General features: G+C 67.4%; 17 protein-coding genes and 1 pseudogene. 8 read left to right on the top strand and 10 right to left on the bottom strand.

Annotation, left to right across the window (positions count from 1 at the left end; all coding sequences use genetic code 11):
• Positions 1 to 209: 209 nt before the first annotated feature.
• Positions 210 to 407 carry a hypothetical protein gene (locus CJ179_RS37685; protein WP_095864883.1) on the top strand — a complete coding sequence of 66 codons (198 nt, stop codon included), beginning with the start codon at positions 210 to 212 and terminating at the stop codon, positions 405 to 407.
• 438 nt (positions 408 to 845) lie between these two features.
• On the opposite strand, the gene CJ179_RS37680 is transcribed toward CJ179_RS37685, so the two are convergent.
• Positions 846 to 1,133 (bottom strand): hypothetical protein, encoded by a 288-nt coding sequence (locus CJ179_RS37680; RefSeq protein ID WP_218834898.1) that lies wholly within the window; start codon positions 1,131 to 1,133, stop codon positions 846 to 848.
• A gap of 325 nt (positions 1,134 to 1,458) precedes the next feature.
• Between CJ179_RS37680 and CJ179_RS37675 the strand changes: the two genes are divergently transcribed.
• Complete coding sequence (locus CJ179_RS37675; RefSeq protein WP_095864882.1) at positions 1,459 to 2,106, top strand: hypothetical protein; 648 nt, start codon at positions 1,459 to 1,461, stop codon at positions 2,104 to 2,106.
• A 314-nt stretch (positions 2,107 to 2,420) separates the two neighbouring features.
• Here the strand turns inward: CJ179_RS37675 and CJ179_RS37670 are convergent, their stop codons facing one another.
• Positions 2,421 to 2,753, bottom strand: coding sequence for a three-helix bundle dimerization domain-containing protein (locus tag CJ179_RS37670; protein ID WP_095864932.1), 333 nt, complete (start codon positions 2,751 to 2,753; stop codon positions 2,421 to 2,423).
• A 104-nt stretch (positions 2,754 to 2,857) separates the two neighbouring features.
• On the opposite strand from CJ179_RS37670, the gene CJ179_RS37665 reads away from it, so the two are divergent.
• Positions 2,858 to 4,219, top strand: a complete 1,362-nt coding sequence (locus tag CJ179_RS37665; protein ID WP_257016009.1) for a CHASE3 domain-containing protein — start codon at positions 2,858 to 2,860, stop codon at positions 4,217 to 4,219.
• Positions 4,220 to 4,229: 10 nt separating this feature from the next.
• Here CJ179_RS37665 and phoU read toward each other — a convergent pair whose 3' ends face one another.
• Genes phoU through CJ179_RS37645 form a run of 4 tightly spaced genes read right to left on the bottom strand, consistent with a single transcriptional unit; the run spans position 4,230 to position 6,897 of the window.
• Positions 4,230 to 4,877, bottom strand: coding sequence for a phosphate signaling complex protein PhoU (gene phoU / locus CJ179_RS37660; RefSeq protein WP_095864880.1), 648 nt, complete (start codon positions 4,875 to 4,877; stop codon positions 4,230 to 4,232).
• Positions 4,878 to 4,921: 44 nt separating this feature from the next.
• A complete protein-coding gene (locus CJ179_RS53355) occupies positions 4,922 to 5,497 on the bottom strand; it encodes a DUF6308 family protein (protein WP_257015992.1) in 576 nt (191 codons plus the stop codon).
• On the bottom strand, positions 5,430 to 6,209 hold the full coding sequence (locus CJ179_RS37650; RefSeq protein WP_257015991.1) for a hypothetical protein: 780 nt from the start codon (positions 6,207 to 6,209) through the stop codon (positions 5,430 to 5,432). Before CJ179_RS37650 ends, CJ179_RS53355 begins: the two co-directional genes overlap by 68 nt.
• Complete coding sequence (locus CJ179_RS37645; protein ID WP_095864930.1) at positions 6,196 to 6,897, bottom strand: hypothetical protein; 702 nt, start codon at positions 6,895 to 6,897, stop codon at positions 6,196 to 6,198. The genes CJ179_RS37650 and CJ179_RS37645 overlap by 14 nt, the downstream gene beginning before the upstream one ends.
• 409 nt (positions 6,898 to 7,306) lie before the next feature.
• Between CJ179_RS37645 and CJ179_RS37635 the strand changes: the two genes are divergently transcribed.
• Positions 7,307 to 7,711, top strand: a complete 405-nt coding sequence (locus tag CJ179_RS37635; RefSeq protein WP_095864878.1) for a cupredoxin domain-containing protein — start codon at positions 7,307 to 7,309, stop codon at positions 7,709 to 7,711.
• 587 nt (positions 7,712 to 8,298) lie between these two features.
• Here CJ179_RS37635 and CJ179_RS54220 read toward each other — a convergent pair.
• From CJ179_RS54220 to CJ179_RS37610, 4 genes are all read right to left on the bottom strand, one after another.
• Positions 8,299 to 8,580 (bottom strand): ubiquinol-cytochrome c reductase iron-sulfur subunit, encoded by a 282-nt coding sequence (locus tag CJ179_RS54220; protein ID WP_373560089.1) that lies wholly within the window; start codon positions 8,578 to 8,580, stop codon positions 8,299 to 8,301.
• 904 nt (positions 8,581 to 9,484) lie between these two features.
• Positions 9,485 to 10,210 carry a hypothetical protein gene (locus CJ179_RS37620; RefSeq protein WP_095864876.1) on the bottom strand — a complete coding sequence of 242 codons (726 nt, stop codon included), beginning with the start codon at positions 10,208 to 10,210 and terminating at the stop codon, positions 9,485 to 9,487.
• Positions 10,211 to 10,933: 723 nt separating this feature from the next.
• A complete protein-coding gene (locus tag CJ179_RS37615) occupies positions 10,934 to 11,158 on the bottom strand; it encodes a hypothetical protein (protein WP_095864875.1) in 225 nt (74 codons plus the stop codon).
• A gap of 42 nt (positions 11,159 to 11,200) precedes the next feature.
• Positions 11,201 to 11,908: a hypothetical protein gene (locus CJ179_RS37610; protein WP_095864874.1), complete on the bottom strand. Its 708-nt coding sequence runs from the start codon at positions 11,906 to 11,908 to the stop codon at positions 11,201 to 11,203.
• A gap of 494 nt (positions 11,909 to 12,402) precedes the next feature.
• Between CJ179_RS37610 and CJ179_RS53350 the strand changes: the two are divergent.
• The 4 genes and pseudogenes from CJ179_RS53350 to CJ179_RS37590 form a co-directional block, all read left to right on the top strand.
• A pseudogene (locus CJ179_RS53350) lies at positions 12,403 to 12,809 on the top strand (ExeA family protein); the annotation flags it as partial.
• Positions 12,810 to 13,029: 220 nt separating this feature from the next.
• Positions 13,030 to 13,380, top strand: coding sequence for a type II toxin-antitoxin system RelE/ParE family toxin (locus CJ179_RS37600; RefSeq protein ID WP_095864872.1), 351 nt, complete (start codon positions 13,030 to 13,032; stop codon positions 13,378 to 13,380).
• Positions 13,377 to 13,682, top strand: coding sequence for a helix-turn-helix domain-containing protein (locus tag CJ179_RS37595; RefSeq protein WP_061043273.1), 306 nt, complete (start codon positions 13,377 to 13,379; stop codon positions 13,680 to 13,682). The genes CJ179_RS37600 and CJ179_RS37595 overlap by 4 nt, the downstream gene beginning before the upstream one ends.
• 402 nt (positions 13,683 to 14,084) lie before the next feature.
• Positions 14,085 to 16,406, top strand: coding sequence for an arylsulfatase (locus CJ179_RS37590; protein WP_257015990.1), 2,322 nt, complete (start codon positions 14,085 to 14,087; stop codon positions 16,404 to 16,406).
• The last annotated feature ends 154 nt before the right edge of the window (positions 16,407 to 16,560 follow it).

Below are 16,560 nucleotides of genomic sequence, written 5' to 3'. Positions count from 1 at the left end.
CGGCCGTTGTGGGCGCCTCGACAACGAGGCCATCAGGGCGGTCATCCGCTCCGCCGCACAGGATCCACATCTGCTCCTGATCGGGGTGTGCGCCGATGTCGGCCGCGACTACCACGGCGGCGGCGAGGCGCCGACCGTCTTCGAGGCCTGGACCCTGCAGTGTCGGAACCTGGTCCGCCGGGCGCTTGAGCTGGTGGAGATGGCCTACGGTGCCCGGGTGCTCGCCGCCCGGCGCCCTCGACGACCTACCCCGCCGGGTCACCGCGGCGTGGCGGCGGCTGCTGCCCACCATCGTCAACCCGGACGCCGACACGTATTTCCTGTTTCCTGCAGTTCGCCGAACGACGCACACCCACCGACGCGCCGCGTGGCGCGCAGCCGACCTCGTCCTGACCCGCGCACCCTGACCTTCCGATCCCGACCGCGGTCAGCGCCGTCGAGGGCGACGGCTCCTCCGGCGCGGTAGTGCCGGTGATCGTCTGTGTCTGCAGAGAAACGGCTCGAAGCTGCCAGAACTCTTCCGTACGACGTGGAACGACCTCACGAGGTCCTGCGATGGACCAGTCGCAAAATCCGGGGCGTTGCTCGACCGCCGTGCGCGCCGAGGCCCCATGAGGCCCGGTGATGCATCCGGCGTGTGTTCGTGGGTGGAACCAAGTGCGGCCGTAGCCCACGCACGTTCCGCAGGTGCCCGGCAGCCCGCGTGGGCGATAGGTGAATTCTCCTATGCACGCAGTGAACTCAGAACCTTCCGGCACATGTCGGCGCAGCGACCGGTCGCATCCGCGCACATCCGGCAGTGCGCGTGGTGGTCCGCGTGCTGGCTGCACAGCTCGTGGCTGCGCTCACACGCGAGCAGGCAGGCTTCGACCTGGGCGGCGATCAGGGTGTGGTCGGGTCCGCTGCCGCGGGTCAGGACGCGGCGGGTGACGCCGAGGATGTCGGCGCAGTCCAGGTCCCGGCTGATCGCGGGGGCCAGTTCCAGGGCGTCCTGCGCGCCGCAGCATGCCCATCGAGCAGGCCGCGACGATTTCCTCGCATTCCTGCAGGGCGTCCACGGCGCCGGCGAGGACTTCGCTGCTCAGCCCGGACTTGGCGGTCATGGTGTCGAACAGTTCGCGGGTCAAAGTCATGCCCCCTCCTCATCGAGGTGGTTGGTGGTTCCCCTTTGACGCTAGTCCGGTTCGGGCGCCCCACGCGTCCGGACATCGGGGACTTCTGGGCAGGTCATTCCTGGATTCAACCCAGGCTTGAGCGTGGGGTGGTCGGCGGTGGAATAGTGAGATACGGAGCCGGTTCGCCCGGCCAAGGCAAGCACAACCATCCTCATCGGGGAGGGGGCGTGCTCTCCGTGCTGTACGCAACGAGCGCCCATGGCGGCGATGTTGCCGGGTTGCAGCCCGCCCTCGACCGAAACTTTGGTGGCTGTGGTTCTGGTGGCCGTCGCCACGGTGGCCGGTGCCTGGTTGGCGCGGCTCCGATCGGTCGGCGCTGCTGCTGGCCGCCGCGTCGGGGATCTTGCTGATCATCGCGGTGCTCGACCTGCTGCCCGACGCGTGGGACGAGGCGCAGGCTGCCAGGCTGCCGCTGTGGGCGGTGCAGGTGACCGCGCTCGCCTCGTTCGGCGCGATGGGCGGCGTGGTCCGGGTCGGCTGCCCGTGCGAGCCGGGCCGCGGCGGCGGCATCGGTGCGGCCTGCGGGCTGGGCCTGCACCGCTTCCTGGAGGGGGCGACCCTGGCCTTGACCGGCTCGGTCTTCGTGGTCGTGGCCCTGCTGGTGCACGCGGCCAGCGAGGGTTTGGCGTTGGGCGCCCTGCTGGGGGCGCCGCCGCGCCGGCGGGCGTCCCCGTGGATCGCGGTGGCGTGCCTGAGCCCGGTCGCGGGCGCCTTCGTCACGAGTGCCGTGCCGATCCCGGACGGGCTGATGCCGGTGCTGCTCGCCTTCGTGGCCGGGGTCCTCGCGCAGGGGGCGTGGGTGGCGCTCAAGCTCGCCCATCAGCAGCGGCCCGCGGACCGGCGCTTCCTCGGCGTGCCAGCGGCCGCGGCGATGACCCTCGCCGCGGTCCTGACCGCGGTCGTCGTCCTCGTGGGTGCCGCCTCCCGTTAAAGGTGGTCCGGCGCCGCGCGCCCGGGATCGCGTGACGCATCCTGCGTAATCGCAATTTCCTGCACCCCGCCAACCGATCTGGGGTACCGGGCTGGCGGGGGCCTGCGTCGCCGAGTTCGCGGCCCCACCCCGTGGTCGACGAAATCCCTTGCAGAGTAGGGTCATTTCAACTACTCGACGAGTAGTTGATCTCGATGTCGGGGCATGCGCCCGCACCGTCGAAGTCGGCGCCTCCGGTTTCGTCCAAGGATTAGGCTCACACCCAGCCGCCGTCTCCGTTTCCGCGCCGGGGCCTGGTCAGCTCGTGTCACCGCTCACGACAGACGTGGTGAGCGAGGCGCGAAAATACGCCGCACTCCTCGAATGTTGGGCGCGGACCGCACCGCCGGCTCGGGGTGTGCGGTGGTCGGAACTTCGAGTGTGCGCACCGTTTCCGGATACGCCGGTGGGTGACTGTAGGTGGCATCGAGTGTGCGGGTGGCGGCCCGCTCGACCAGCAGCGGGACGAAATTCCGGATGCGGCATCCGTCGAACCGAGCGAGCACGACCACGATCAGGTCCTCGACCACCTCCGGGTCGAGATCGGGGTACCGCTGGATCAGTCGGCTTCGGACGACGTCGATGTCGTGTTCTTCACTGTCGTCCATGATGATCATTGTCCGCCCGACCAGGCCGACAGGAACATGTTTCAGTGCGACACCCCAAGTTGTGACCTGCGGCCGAACCGTCCGTTCCCGACGACCAGGATGCGATCCCCGCCCAACAGGCTGTGGCGATGTTGCGGACGGCGTTCGTCGATCAAGAAACCGGGCAGCGCGGTTTCGTGGTGACCGGCGACCCCCGGTTCCTCGAGCCCTACGACGCCGGCCGGGCCGACGCCACGAAGTTACTGGCCGCCCTCGATGCCGACCTCGCCGACGACGGCCCCGCCCGGGCGGCGCTGGAAGCAGTGAAGCAGGCAGCACAGGACTGGACGGCGCAGGCGGCAGGACCCGAGATCACCGCCCGCCGGGCCGCACCCCTACCACCGGACCCAGGCGCCGCCGTGACAACGTCGGACAAACAACTCTTCGACACCCTGCGCAATCGCCTCGACGCCCTGGACACTCGCACCGACGAACTCGTCGCCGACCAAATCCAGAAGATCCACTCCGCGCAGCGAACCGCGAACATCGCCACCACTGTTGCGCTGACACTGGCCGTCGTGACCGTTCTCGTCGCCGGATACCTGACGCAGCCCATGTTGACCAGGCCGATCACGAATCTACTCACCGACATCACCGCCGTGGCAAACGGGCAGTACACCCGGCCGATCGGTGGCAACGGACCCCGAGAAATCACCGTCATCGCCGACGCCGTCAACCGGATGCGCATCAGTCTGCTCGCCCAAAGCGACCAACTCGTCCGCGCCGAACGGGAGCGCACACAGCACGAGGAGCAAACCCGAGTCGCGACCGACCTGCACGATCTGACGATCCAACGGGTGTTCGGGTTAGGGCTGGCATTGACGTCACTGGCCCGGCGACACCCCCGCCGCGCGCCCGACCTGGACCCACTGATCGACGAAACCGACAGCATCGTCCGCGGCCTGCGGACCGTCATCTTCAACCTCCACCACCACCACCACCACCACCACGACCTGACCACCCCGGCGGCTTCGCTCAGTGGCGCGGTCGGTGACATCGTCGAACGCGCCACCGCCGCCCTCGGCTTCACCCCCGACCTGACGATCGAAGGGCCCGTCGACACCTTCACCCGAAACGAAGCCGGCCTCGCGCTCGAAGCGGCGCTCACCGAAGCCCTGAGCAACACCGCCCGCCACTCCCACGCCACCGCCTGCAGCATCCACATCACCGCCTCCGACCACCACCTCGCACTACGCGTGAGCGACAACGGAACCGGGATCACCCTCGATCACCGACCCGGGCAAGGACTCGCCAACATCCGCCACCGAGCCGAAGAACTCAACGGCACCGCCACCATCCGCCCCGCCACAGACACAGGCACACTCATCGAATGGCAAATCCCCACAACACCTCCCTCCAAACCCCCTCACGAGAGCCCCCCGAGGCGAAGTCCACGCTCGGATCGGCCGCGGCGATGCGGCCCGTGACGGCGACGACCTACGGGGTCATCTGTTCCCCGGTGACGAGGAAAATCACCCGGCTCCCGACCACGACGGTGTGGTCGCCGAAGCGCTCGTAGAAACGGCCCAACAAGGTGACATCGACCGCGGCCGGGATGGTGCCGGTCCAGGCCGGATCCTCGATCAGGGTGAGCAGCCGGCGGTGCAGGTCGTCGAGTTCGTCGTCGCGTCTGCCGATCTCGGCGGCCAGTTCGGGATCGTGCGTGCGCAGGACCCGTTCGGCGAGGCCGGCCAACTCGGCCGCCACCCGCCCCATCTGGGAGAGCAATTCCTCCGCCTCACCGGAAGCGACGTGCTCGGGATGACGGCGGCGGACGCTTTCGGCCACATGCTGCACCAGCCCGCCCATCCGGCTCAGATCCGTCACAAGGTGCACACCGGTGACCACCTGACGGAGATCACGCGCCACCGGGCCCTGCAACGCCAGCAGCGCCATCGCCAGGTCCTCGCACGGACCGCGTAACTCCTCGATCTGTTCGTTGAGGTCGAACACCCGCTCGGCCAGGGGCAGGTCCGCCAGCACCAGGGCCTCGGTCGCCGCCCGGACCGCCTCCCCCGCCAGGTGGCACATCGACGCCAGACGGTCTGTCAGCGCGTCGAGCTGCTCGTGAAACTTCATCCGCATAAGCGTCATCCTCGTGCACCTGTCGAAGACAGCACCGGGACGTGTCATCTTTCCTGGTCAGAAGGCTCTCCCAGGCGGCGGTTCTTGCCGTCCATCCACGCGATCACATCAAACACACGGAGCGCGGAGATCTCGTCGGGAAGGCCGGCCTCCTTCCGGATCGACAGCAACCGGTGATGCAACGCGCCGTCGTCTGCGCGCAGGGCCTCCCGGACCGGGTTCAGATGTGCTCGCTCGGTGCCCAACACCTCACTGACCACCGAAACGAAGATCGGATACAGCCGGGGGCGTTTGCGGGCGATCAGCTTCGTTGCCTTCTTCCTGGCCGATCCCCGGCAGCGCCCACAGGGTCGTTTCCAGGTCCCAGGCAGCCACCCAAGGGTCAGCGGGTCCGGTTCGTCGACACCAGGTTCCGATCCGGGCCTACCACCGTCAGAAGGGCGTTCAGCGCCTCCGCCTCGGTGTCCAGGATCGCCCCGCACCGCCGTCGGGGGGACCTGCGATCTACGCCAGGTCCGCGCCCGGTAGAGCGGCAGTCGACAAAGTGTCTCATTATCGTGTATTTCGTTGCTGCTGAGGAGCTCTCGTTTTCGGCTCCTGAACCAGCAGTTGCAACGCATCACGTCCTCGTCTCCGGCGTTGCTCGGGCATCGACAGCCACGACCGGTGATCCGGATCGGCCAGGGCTCGGACTCTGCCGCGATCGCTTCCCCTCATCCGTGCCCGATCGACCACGGGGTTCTCGATGGCGCCCGCCAACACCACGGCATCGTCGAGATGACGCCCCCGATCGCGGGGATCCTCGAAGTAGGCCGCGCCCTTGAGCACCAACGCCCCCAGGACGTCGGGCACACTCAACTTGGTTGACATGCTGTCGATCTCGATCAGGCAGTCCACCGTCTTACGCAACGCGGACGTGCCCGCAGGAACGGCGAACACCTCACGTCCCGACACCCTCGGCCGAAACCGGGGTGCCAGGTGATCGGCGACCATCACATCGACCTGCTCGACACCACCGGAACGTACGAAACGGTGCACCCGCCCCCTCACCGGCATCTGCAACTCGTATCCGAGCTGTTCGAGCCGGGCGCGGACCCCGCCGAACGTCGCGGCACCGGTCTCGATATGCAGAATCATGTCGACATCGACGGTCGCCCGGGTCGGCGGCACACCCGCGCGGACCGCATGAAGCTGAACCATCAACCCGCCGATCAACGTCCACTGCTCGGACGGAATCATCTGGGCGATCTCGGCGGCCTGCGGCCACGGCGGCCCCCACCCACCGACCGGTGCCTGCACCGTCCACACCGGCCGCTGCTCACCGGAAATCATCGAGCAACTCCCCCAGCACCCACGCCCCGGCGCTGCGCTCCCGAGTGTCGAGCGACTCCATCAAATCCACCGCAACCGCCGCCACCGGCAACGTCGTCGTTGTGAAAAACCGGTCCAGCGCAGTGACCACCCTCAACGTCACGTCCCCCTGACCGTCCGCCACCAAACCGAAGGTATCGATCACACCGTCGAGGTCGTCGCCGACCACATACCCGTCCACAGCACCACCACCCCTTCCCGACAAACCGAACCGGCCCGCCGCCCCCGGAACCTGGGTCAGCGCACTGACACCGGTGGCCGCCGCATACCCGCCGGTGACAAGAGTGTTCAGATCATCGCCCCATCCCCGCATCCGGTGCACGCGTGCGCGCCGGCGGGCAAGAAACGCCACCTCGGTCGCGCTCGCCCGGCGGAGCCGATGCCTCAAACGACTCGCCTGCGACGGAGAAATCCAATCCACCCCCACACCAGACAACATCGCCAACGCCGCCCACGCGACATCCCCGTTCCACGGCCGGCCTCGATGGCGGTCCGCCTGCGCCACACGGTGCACCGACCCCGCATCCAACAGCAACGCCTTCCCCACCTCCCGCGTCACCACCAGCTCCCCCGCCCGCGCGAGACGAGTGACCTGCCGGCCGGACACGCCCAGCTCGGCGGCCGCCGCCGACACCGACATCTCACCCATACACATATGGTCGCAGTTGCGACAACATACCGCAAAACACACAGTTCAAGAAGCACACCACACGGCTTCCAACCTCACCCAAGCGGCCCCGGACCGGACCGGCATCCCGCCGTGTGCACGTGGCAACCACACGGGACCCGTTCACCGAGTCGCCCGACACGGTTGATACTCCGTTCCCACGGCACCCGTCAGCACCCGGATCCGCCAACGAAACGCCGTCAAGCACCGACCGCCGGCAGTGAACGAGCCGTGCGGATACACCCGCGGCTGCGGAACATCCCCGTAGTGCTGCCACAGCGTCACCGCCGGCAGTCGATGACCCTGCCCGTGCCGCACGGGTCGGGGCGGGCGAAATTTTCTCGCACGCATATTAGTGAACGGAATGGGCCGATGAATCGTGGTATCGGATATGAAGCTCTCCACAGCTCTGCTGGGGCCTGCCTTCCTCGCCGCGTGTGCGCTCACCGCCTGCAGCAATGACGGCGGCAGCACCGTCGACTACGCACCCACCCCGGTGCTCACCGACACTACGTCGATGCCGTCATCGGAAGGGGCCGTGGCGGCGGGAGCGAACGAGATCGTCATCTCGGGATTTGCCTACACGGTGCCCGCCACGGTGGCACCCGGCACGCAGGTCACTGTTCGCAACAATGACACGGCCGAACACACGATGACCGCAGACACCGGCGGCGCGTTCGACGTCGAGATCGAGGGCGGCGAGACCGCGACACTGACGGTGCCGTCGGCACCCGGAACCTACCCATTCCATTGCACGTACCATCCGAACATGCACGGCGACCTGACCGTCGGATGACGAGGTCATCGCCTATCCGGGTTCTACGCGGCAGGGCCTGTACACGCCACTGCTCACAACACCGTTGAGAGCAGGACCTGATCGTTGTCCCCGGCCCGCACCTCGACACTGATCGAATCGACAGGCAGGCTGGTGGTCGCGGTGGGTCGCACCGTCTGTCCGGGACTCCCCGTCCACGTCGACACAGTTGCCCCAACTCCCGACACGTCGATGACCGTCAGAGCGTAGTCCTCGGTGGTGGTGCAGTAGCGATGACCGGACAACGATCGGCAACAGGTCGGGTCCGGTTCGTATCCCACCCACCTCGACGAACGCGGTCATCCCGATCCTTCAGTCGGGACCTGACTCCGGATTCGAATCGCGAAACCGGACTGCGGCAGCAGCCGTCGCCTCTGTAGTGATTCCTGCCTGCCAGGTCGAAACCGAGCGCGCGCAGCGTCGGCACGAACGCGGCGCCCGTGGCGAACGTGACGCGATGGGGCATCGCGAGAGCCGCGTCCGCCAACGGCATCATCGGAGAGATGTGGCCGAACGGGCATCCGCGAGTACAACAAGGGAAGCGGTCGGTCCCTGAGTGGTCACATACCTCAGCCGACTACGACCGAGTCACCCTGAACGGAGACGCTCCGTGGGGCGAGCGGAGCGGACGCTGGACCGGTGTGCACAGACCCATCGAGGTTGAACTTGCTGCCGTGGCACGGGCAGTTGATGGTACCGCCGGAGACGTCGGAGACGGTGCACCCCGCGTGCGTGCATGTCGACGAGAACCCGCGGAAGTCACCGCCGCTGGGCTGTGTGACGACAGCATCGCCGAGCACCGCGCCGCCACCGACGGGAACGTTGCCGACGGGAACGCTGCCGGTCTTCACGGGTGCACCCGCGGGCTTCACAGCTGGGCCGGCGCTGGGCCCGGGCGCAGCTGACGCGCGCGTTCTACCGAACAGCGCGCTACCAGCGGCCAAGGCGGCTGCTGCAGCGCCGATACCGGCGACAACTGTGCGGCGCGAAAGCGCTATCTGGTCGCTCCGCAGGCTCTGCTCCTGGTTAGGTTCGTCGGACTGCATGGCAGTGCCCCTCTCTGGGCTGGGGTTCTGGGCTGGGGTCGATGCGGACCACTCAGTGCTTATAGTCTTGCCTTCCCCACCACTAACGTCGAGGGCTGTGCGTGTTTATAACGAGGGGCCTGACCTACACGAAAATTTGTGCCAGCCTCGCCACCCACGTCGTGATCAACGCCCACTTCGTCAAATCCTGACCAACCGGTGGCGTGGCCGTTAGATACCGCTCCGTAACAGGAACCTTGGGTTCGTGCGGTGATCGGCACGTTCCGGAAGTGGGGCGTGGACCGAGACTTTCTGAGCTGCGCGTTCCCGTTTGCCCCGGGCGAACTCCGCACAACGCCCCGGAACCATGGGACACGGCCAGCTGGTGGGAGCGAGATTGTCCTCTGAAGAAATGCCACCAAGTTGAGACAGATCGCGGTCGCCATAGCCGTGAGACCCAAGATGAACGCGCAGGTCGCAGCGTCTCGAAATGTCATAGGCAAGGGAATCGCTTTTCGTGGCGGAATCTCGCGGTTGATGCCGGAGCGATGGCGGATCCGCCATTCGGGTGTGACACGGCCGTTCAATCACGGCTTGCTGCGTCACCGGGTGCAACGATCAGGGCCACGAAGGTGCGGAGTCGAACCGCCCTCGGACGGCGGACAAGGTTCTCGATGAGTTCGCCATCGCCCATAACGTCCTTGGTTCCCTGTTCCCCAACGGCCGTTGGCTACTCCACGTGGATGTGGGTGTCGTGGAGTTCGGTGACCGCGGCGTCGAGTATCCCGGTGAGCGAGTGTGCTGGGTTCCCACACGACTCCCACGGCCCTGCGAGGGGATCGGGGTCACGCCAGTCATGGCAATACCAACCGGGGAGCAGTTGATCGTGAGCTTCGGCGTCGTCGCCTTCGAGGATGTCGGTGAGCACCTCGAGGACCGCTTCGTAGAAGTCCTCCTCAACGAGGACATCACCGGCAGTGAACGCCGCATCGGCGATCACGGTGGCCAGGTGCCGCGACAACCGAGAAATTGTGTCCCCCTGAGCGACGAGCAAGGTGAGGACGTCTGCGGCGGCCTCGTCGTCGGAGGCCAGCTCCTGTTCCGTTTCGATGAAGTACATGAGCATTGCGTGGCATTCGGTCAACGCGGCCGAGGTTTTCGCCGCCGTCGCCATCGGGATACGCACCAGCGGCACCTCTGCGACGTCCACGTCCGCGGCGAAATCGGCTGCCATCCCCGCAAACATGTCCGCCCACGCAGGAACGGCGTCCGCGTTGATCGTCAGCTGGGCGTCGCGCTCAGTGATACCGGCGATCGCGGCGACCGCGGCGGCGTTTCTGTCGACAAATACCGCCAGCATCTCGTCCGGGTAGTGCACGCCGCGGGCGGCTAGTTCGGCCGCTAACAGTGACACGTACCGGGCTGACCACGACTGCTCCTGTTGCTGATCCGCCATGCCCCTAGTGTGCCGAACTCGGTGCTTAACTGCGACGGGAAACGGAGCCACTTCCGTGCCACAACGTGGGGTTGCCGCAGAAATGCCACGAATCTGAGACAAACGTCGGTGACATAGCCGTGGACAAGTCCGACTCAGCAGGTCAGAGCGCTGCGGCGATAGGTCACCGGATTTGAGACCCTAATGGGGACGCCGCAGGTGGCCTCGTAACCGCCGGCGGCGGGTACTGTCCCCTGACCGCCATTGCTCCTCTTTCTTGCCCGAGCTGCTCGTTCTGCCACTACGGTTCGCTCGTTCTGATCGGGCTGGATGGTGGCGCGTGGCCGATGCTGCGGCCCGCGTGGCCACAGAGCCCTGCTTGGTTGGTTGAGCTGAGCCTTGTCGATGTGCTGGGTGCGGATCGGCGTGCGGGCCTATCGGCGTGCGGACAATCTCAGCCATCGGGGCATCCAATAGGGACGTAGGTAGGTCCGGTGCCGGCGAACCAGCCACCGGTAGAGGTGATCGGTCATGCCGATTACTGTGCGGGGTACTCGCAGTCGCTCGGGTCCGGTAGTAGATCCGAGAGGCCCGCCGGACCAACCGAAATCCGGTCTCGCCATGTACTTTCGGCACCGCCACACTCGAAATGTGGGTGCCGGCGTCGAGAGCGCACGTGTAGGACCGGGTCGAGTCGAGTGGGCCGGACAGGATGGGCCGACCGGCCCGGGGCCACAGTCCGGGCTAGCCGAACGGATCGGCGGCGACACCGTCGAATGCGTCGTCGTCCGACTCGTCCTCGAAACACCCGTACGGGGCGCCGCCCGCGGTGTAGCCGACAACGAACATCCGCCGCCCGCCCACCCTGATCCCATCGAACACCGATGCCGGTCCGTCTGTGGTGTCCGGCTGGTCGCGGCGCTTGCCGTTCGCGTGCCGGCGTTTGCTGGTGCTCGGCTCACGGCCCATGGAGTCGGGCGTTCCCCTCGACGTCGGGTTTGTCCGCGGCGGTCACATCGGTCCCGCGGCCACCGAGACGTGGAAGTTCCCCGCACCCACGGACCGCTCGAGGGTCGCAATGACAGCAGCCGGATTGTCGTAGGGCCCGTTGAGGTAGAACGGCCGACCGTCCCTACCGAACTCGATCCGCCCCGGCCCGCCCCACTCACCCAGGAACGCGGCGGCATCACCATCGAACGCGTCCGCGGGCTCGAAACCGAGCCCGCGCGCATACGCCGCCGCCCCCAGGATCAGTTCACGGCCGAGTTCGATCGGAATCTCCACCGCAGGACGGTCGAACGCCGCGTAGTACCTGCGGATGGCGCTGGGGATCCTGCCCGCGTCCATGATTTCGGGGTCACGGGTGTTCTTCACCCCCAGGCAGTGCACGTCGGCCAGGTAGCCCCGCAGCGTCGCCCGACCACGCCGGCCCTCTCGTGCCACCAACACCTGCGCGAAGCCTTCGGCCTCACCGGCGGGAGCATCCAGTTCCGCCCACTCCGGACGACCCTCGAGGCCCAGCCCGACACTCCAGCCACAATTGACCCAGCACCCCAGCACCCGCCCCAATCCTCGGGACGCCTGCGCCTCGGCAGCGATTCGTCGCACCAACGGCGCCACCACCGACGGCCGCACGCCCAGGGCACGCGCGATCACCTTCGGCGGGACACCCTGCTCCCAACGCCGCCGCACCTGCTCGACCAACTCCACATCGTCCATGGCATCCCATTCTGCTTCACGGATCGGGACGCTTCCGCGTCTGCCCCTATCCGCTCGTGCCGCTGATCGAGCGATCACTGCACCCCACGAGCAGCAGGACCACACCCCCGCATCACGCACGCAGGCCACGGCAGCATCTCCACCATGCCGCTGATACTGCCGTGCCGGTTCCCGGTCCAGGTTTTGCCTGCTCCCGGAGTCCCGATCATGACCGGATCGGGGGCCGGATCAGGAACCGGACGGGCTCGCCGCTGGAGGCGTGCCTGGGAGCTGGACACGGCCCTGTGGGCGTGCCGGGGCCCACCGCCCGCCAGGACGGCACAGCGCCTCCGCCTCGTCGTGACCAGGATCGCCCGCGCCGCACCGACGATCTCGGTGATCGAGGCCACGTCCGTGCCCGATCGAGCGGCAGTCGACACAGACGCCTCGCTGTCTGTATTAACTTGCTGCGGAAGCGATTTCGGGTTCATCTCATGAACCGGAAGCAGCAACGCATCGGAAACCACCGGCGCGAAGCGATCCGCCTGCTCACCAACCACGAGCGGGACTCTTCGTTCCCCGTTCGCGGTCGTGCTGGTCGGCCAACCTACCCTGCGGCACCGCCTCCGACTCGGTGTGCTCGCCGCGCTGGACCAGCGCCTCGCCGTGCGCTACACGAGCGCCGGGATGAGCGCAGCCGACACCGCCGACTACATCCGTCACCGCTGTCGCATCGCCGGCCGCGACGACACCCTGTTCTCCGACGACGCGATCGGGCTCATCCGTGGGCGCCTCACGCAGATACCCGCGCGCGGTGAACAACCTCGCATTGCACGCGCTTACCGCCGCCTTCGCCGCCGACCACGCCATCGTCGACGAGAAGGCCGCCCGCATCGCCATCAGCGAGATCGCCGCGGACTGAACCCGACCCGCATCAACCCGACCACCACCGCGTCAACCTGACGACCACCCCGTCACCACGCCCACCACGGCCCCGCTCACCACCCCCGAGCGGGGCCGTTCTCGCACCGCATCGTCGTCAACCTCAATGACGCCGTCGTCGTCACCTTCAACGACGCGCAACACCTTCGGGCCTCCACCTCACACAACAGCATATATTCGTACTGATATAACCTAGGGAGGTGAACCGAGGTGACGAGAAACCGATCCGATGGGTGGGTAGCGCACTCGACGACCTGCGCGATCTGCCCGCCGCCGCACAGGACGATCTCGGCTACCAACTCGGCCGGGCTCAACAGGGGCTCGATCCGGACGACTGGAAACCGATGAAGGACGTCGGGCCCGGATGCCGCGAGATCCGGGTCCGCACTCCGGACGGCGCCTTCCGAACGTTCTACCTCGCCCAGTTCGGCGAGGCGATCTACGTACTGCACTGCTTCCACAAAAAGACACAGAAGACCTCGAACGCAGACATCGACCTCGGCCGACGCCGCTACAAGACAGCCCAGGCATACGCACAGGAGACATCATGACCGACAAAGACATCACCGAAACCACCTCCGTGTGGGAGGCGATCAGTGACACCCCCGGCGAGGCCTACAACCGGCAGCTGCGCGCCGACCTGATGACCGCGATCCGCGCACAGATCGACCGCTTCGGCTGGTCCCAGGCCGTGGCCGCCGACAACCTCGGCGTCACCCAACCGCGGATCTCGGACCTGCACCGCGGCAAACTGAGCAAGTTCTCCCTCGACGCCCTGGTCAACCTCGGCAGCAAGGTCGGCGTCCACCTCGACGTCCACATCGACACCGACCGCACCCTCACCGGCCACTGACCACGACACGCCGCCAGGACCACTCGGTCCGTGAGGCTCGGACACGCCCGAGGCCGCCGAAATCGACCTCGAGCATCATCTGCGGGGCGACTCCCTTCTGTCACCGAGCCTCACCGATCAGCTGATAGCGATGGCGCCCGGCCGCTCGCCGCCCCCCTTGGGCGCGTCGACCCAGACATGCATCGCCTGCCGCCGCCATGACGTCCTCGCTGAGACCGCCCCCGCACCAGCGCGCGAGTTCGGGTCGCCGGCCGGTGATCGGGACGGGCCGGCGTGGGTTCTTCCGTCCGCAAAGGATCATCGCGGGACCGACGGATTCGTGCTGTGATTGTTTGTGTCAGACGGCGCTGCCGGTCTGGGTCACGGCGCCAAATCTTGGTACGCCTTCGAAAGGGCAGAACGATGGGCATCATTGCCGATCCGATCCCCGGTGGCGACACGCTGCCGTTCCCCCCACCCCCGTCCGGCAGCATCGCCGGACGCACCATGCAGGAATCGGTGTACCGGCCGACGCCGAAGAAACGCCGACTGCGCGAGGACGCACCCAACGTGCTGATCGTGTTGATCGACGACGCCGGACCCGGACTCCCGGACACCTTCGGCGGCGAGGTCCGCACCGACACCCTGACCCGGATCAGCACCGAGGGGGTGTCCTACAACCGGTTCCACACCACCGCGATGTGCTCGCCGACGCGGGCGGCGCTGCTGACCGGCCGCAACCACCACCGCGTCGGAAACGGCCAGATCGCCGAGCTGGCCAACGACTGGGACGGCTACTCCGGGCACATCCCGCGCTCCAGCGCCACCGCCGCGACGGTCCTGCGGCACTACGGCTACAGCACCGCCGCGTTCGGTAAATGGCACAACACCCCCGCGGAGGAGACCACCGCCGCCGGGCCGTTCGACAACTGGCCCACCGGGTTGGGCTTCGACTACTTCTACGGCTTCCTCGCCGGCGAGGCCTCCCAGTACGAACCCAACCTGGTCCGCAACACCACCCTCGTCGCGCCCCCGAAGACCCCGGCGCAGGGCTACCACCTCAGCGCGGACCTCGCCGACGACGCGATCGACTGGCTCCGCAAACACAAGGCGTTCGACGCGGACAAGCCGTTCTTCATGTACTGGGCCAGCGGCTGCCTGCACGGGCCGCACCACATCATGAAGGACTGGGCCGACAAGTACGCCGGCAAGTTCGACGACGGCTGGGACGCCTACCGGCAGCGGGTCTTCGCCCGCGCCAAGGACACCGGCTGGATCCCACCCGAGGCGGAACTGACCGAACGGCACCCGGACATGGCCGCCTGGGACGACATCCCCGAGGACGAGAAACCGTTCCAGCGGCGGCTGATGGAGGTCGCGGCCGGGTTCGCCGAACACTGCGACGCCCAGGTCGGTCGCCTCGTCGACGAGGTGGACCGGCTCGGCTACGGCGAGAACACCCTGATCTTCTACATCTGGGGCGACAACGGCTCCTCCGGTGAGGGACAGAACGGGACCATCTGCGAACTGATCGCCCAGAACGGCATCCCCACCACCGCGGCGCAACACATCGCCGCCCTCGACCAGCTCGGCGGACTCGGCGCGCTCGGGTCCCCGAAGACCGAGAACCAGTACCACGCCGGGTGGGCCTGGGCGGGCAGCACCCCGTTCAAGGGGGTGAAGCTGCTGGCCTCGCACCTCGGCGGCACCCGCAACCCGCTGGCGGTCCGCTGGCCGGCCACCATCACCCCCGACCCACAGCCGCGCGAGCACTTCCTGCACTGCAACGACGTCGTCCCCACCCTCTACGACATCGTCGGGATCACCCCGCCCCGGATGGTGGACGGGTTCCCCCAGGACGGGCTCGACGGTGCCGGGTTCGCCGAGACCCTCCTCGACCGGGACGCACCCGGCGGCAAAACCACCCAGTACTTCGAGGTCATGGGCAGCCGCGCCATCTACCACGACGGCTGGATCGCGTCGGCGTTCGGACCGCGGGTGCCGTGGCTGCCCGGCCTGCCGCCCGGCATCACCGACTGGACCCCCGACGACGACGTCTGGGAGCTGTACCACCTCGACGAGGACCACACCCAGAACCACGACCTCGCCGCCGAGCACCCCGGCAAGCTCGCCCAGCTCAAGGAGATCTTCGCGATCGAAGCGGCGAAGAACCACGTCCTGCCGATCGGCGGCGGCCTGTGGGTGCCGGTCCTGCACCCCGAACAGCGCATCACCCCGCCCTACACCCGGTGGGAGTTCCCCGGCCCCATCACCCGGATGCCCGAATTCTGCGCCCCCGCGCTGGGCAACAAGAACAACCGGGTCACCCTCGACGTCACCGTCCCCGACCACGCCCACGGGGTCCTCTACGCGCTCGGCGGCGCCGGCGGCGGACTGACCTGCTACCTCGACGACGGCCACCTCTGCTACGAGTACAACCTGTTCATCCTCATGCGCACCAAAATTAGAGCCGAGACACCAATAGTGGGTGGCCGCCGAACCATCGAGGTGATCACCGAATACACCGAACCTCGCCCCGCCGGTCCGCTGCACATCACCGTCTGCGTCGACGGCGAACAGGTCGCCGACGGCGTCGTCCCGATCAGCGCGCCGATTATCTTCACCGCCAACGAATGCCTCGACATCGGCAGCTGCCTCGGCTCCCCGGTGTCCCTCGACTACGCCGACCGGGCCCCGTTCCCGTTCACCGGCCAGATCGACACCATGCGCGTCGAATACACCTGACCGCGGGTGGCTCTGGTGTTCCCGGTGTGGGTGTTGGTGGTCGGCGTGACCATCCTCGTCGCCCGTCGACAGCAATCACGCCGACCGCGCGACGAGACCGTGTGACGGGGGTGGCATTGTGACCGATCCTCCTCCGCAGTTTCCACCTCATTTC

This window comes from Rhodococcus sp. ACS1 (assembly GCF_002300155.1).
In the GTDB taxonomy this organism is placed as follows: Bacteria; Actinomycetota; Actinomycetes; order Mycobacteriales; family Mycobacteriaceae; genus Rhodococcus_F; species Rhodococcus_F koreensis.
Note: the sequence above shows the minus strand (reverse complement) of the source record. Positions and strands in the feature narration are given on the sequence as shown.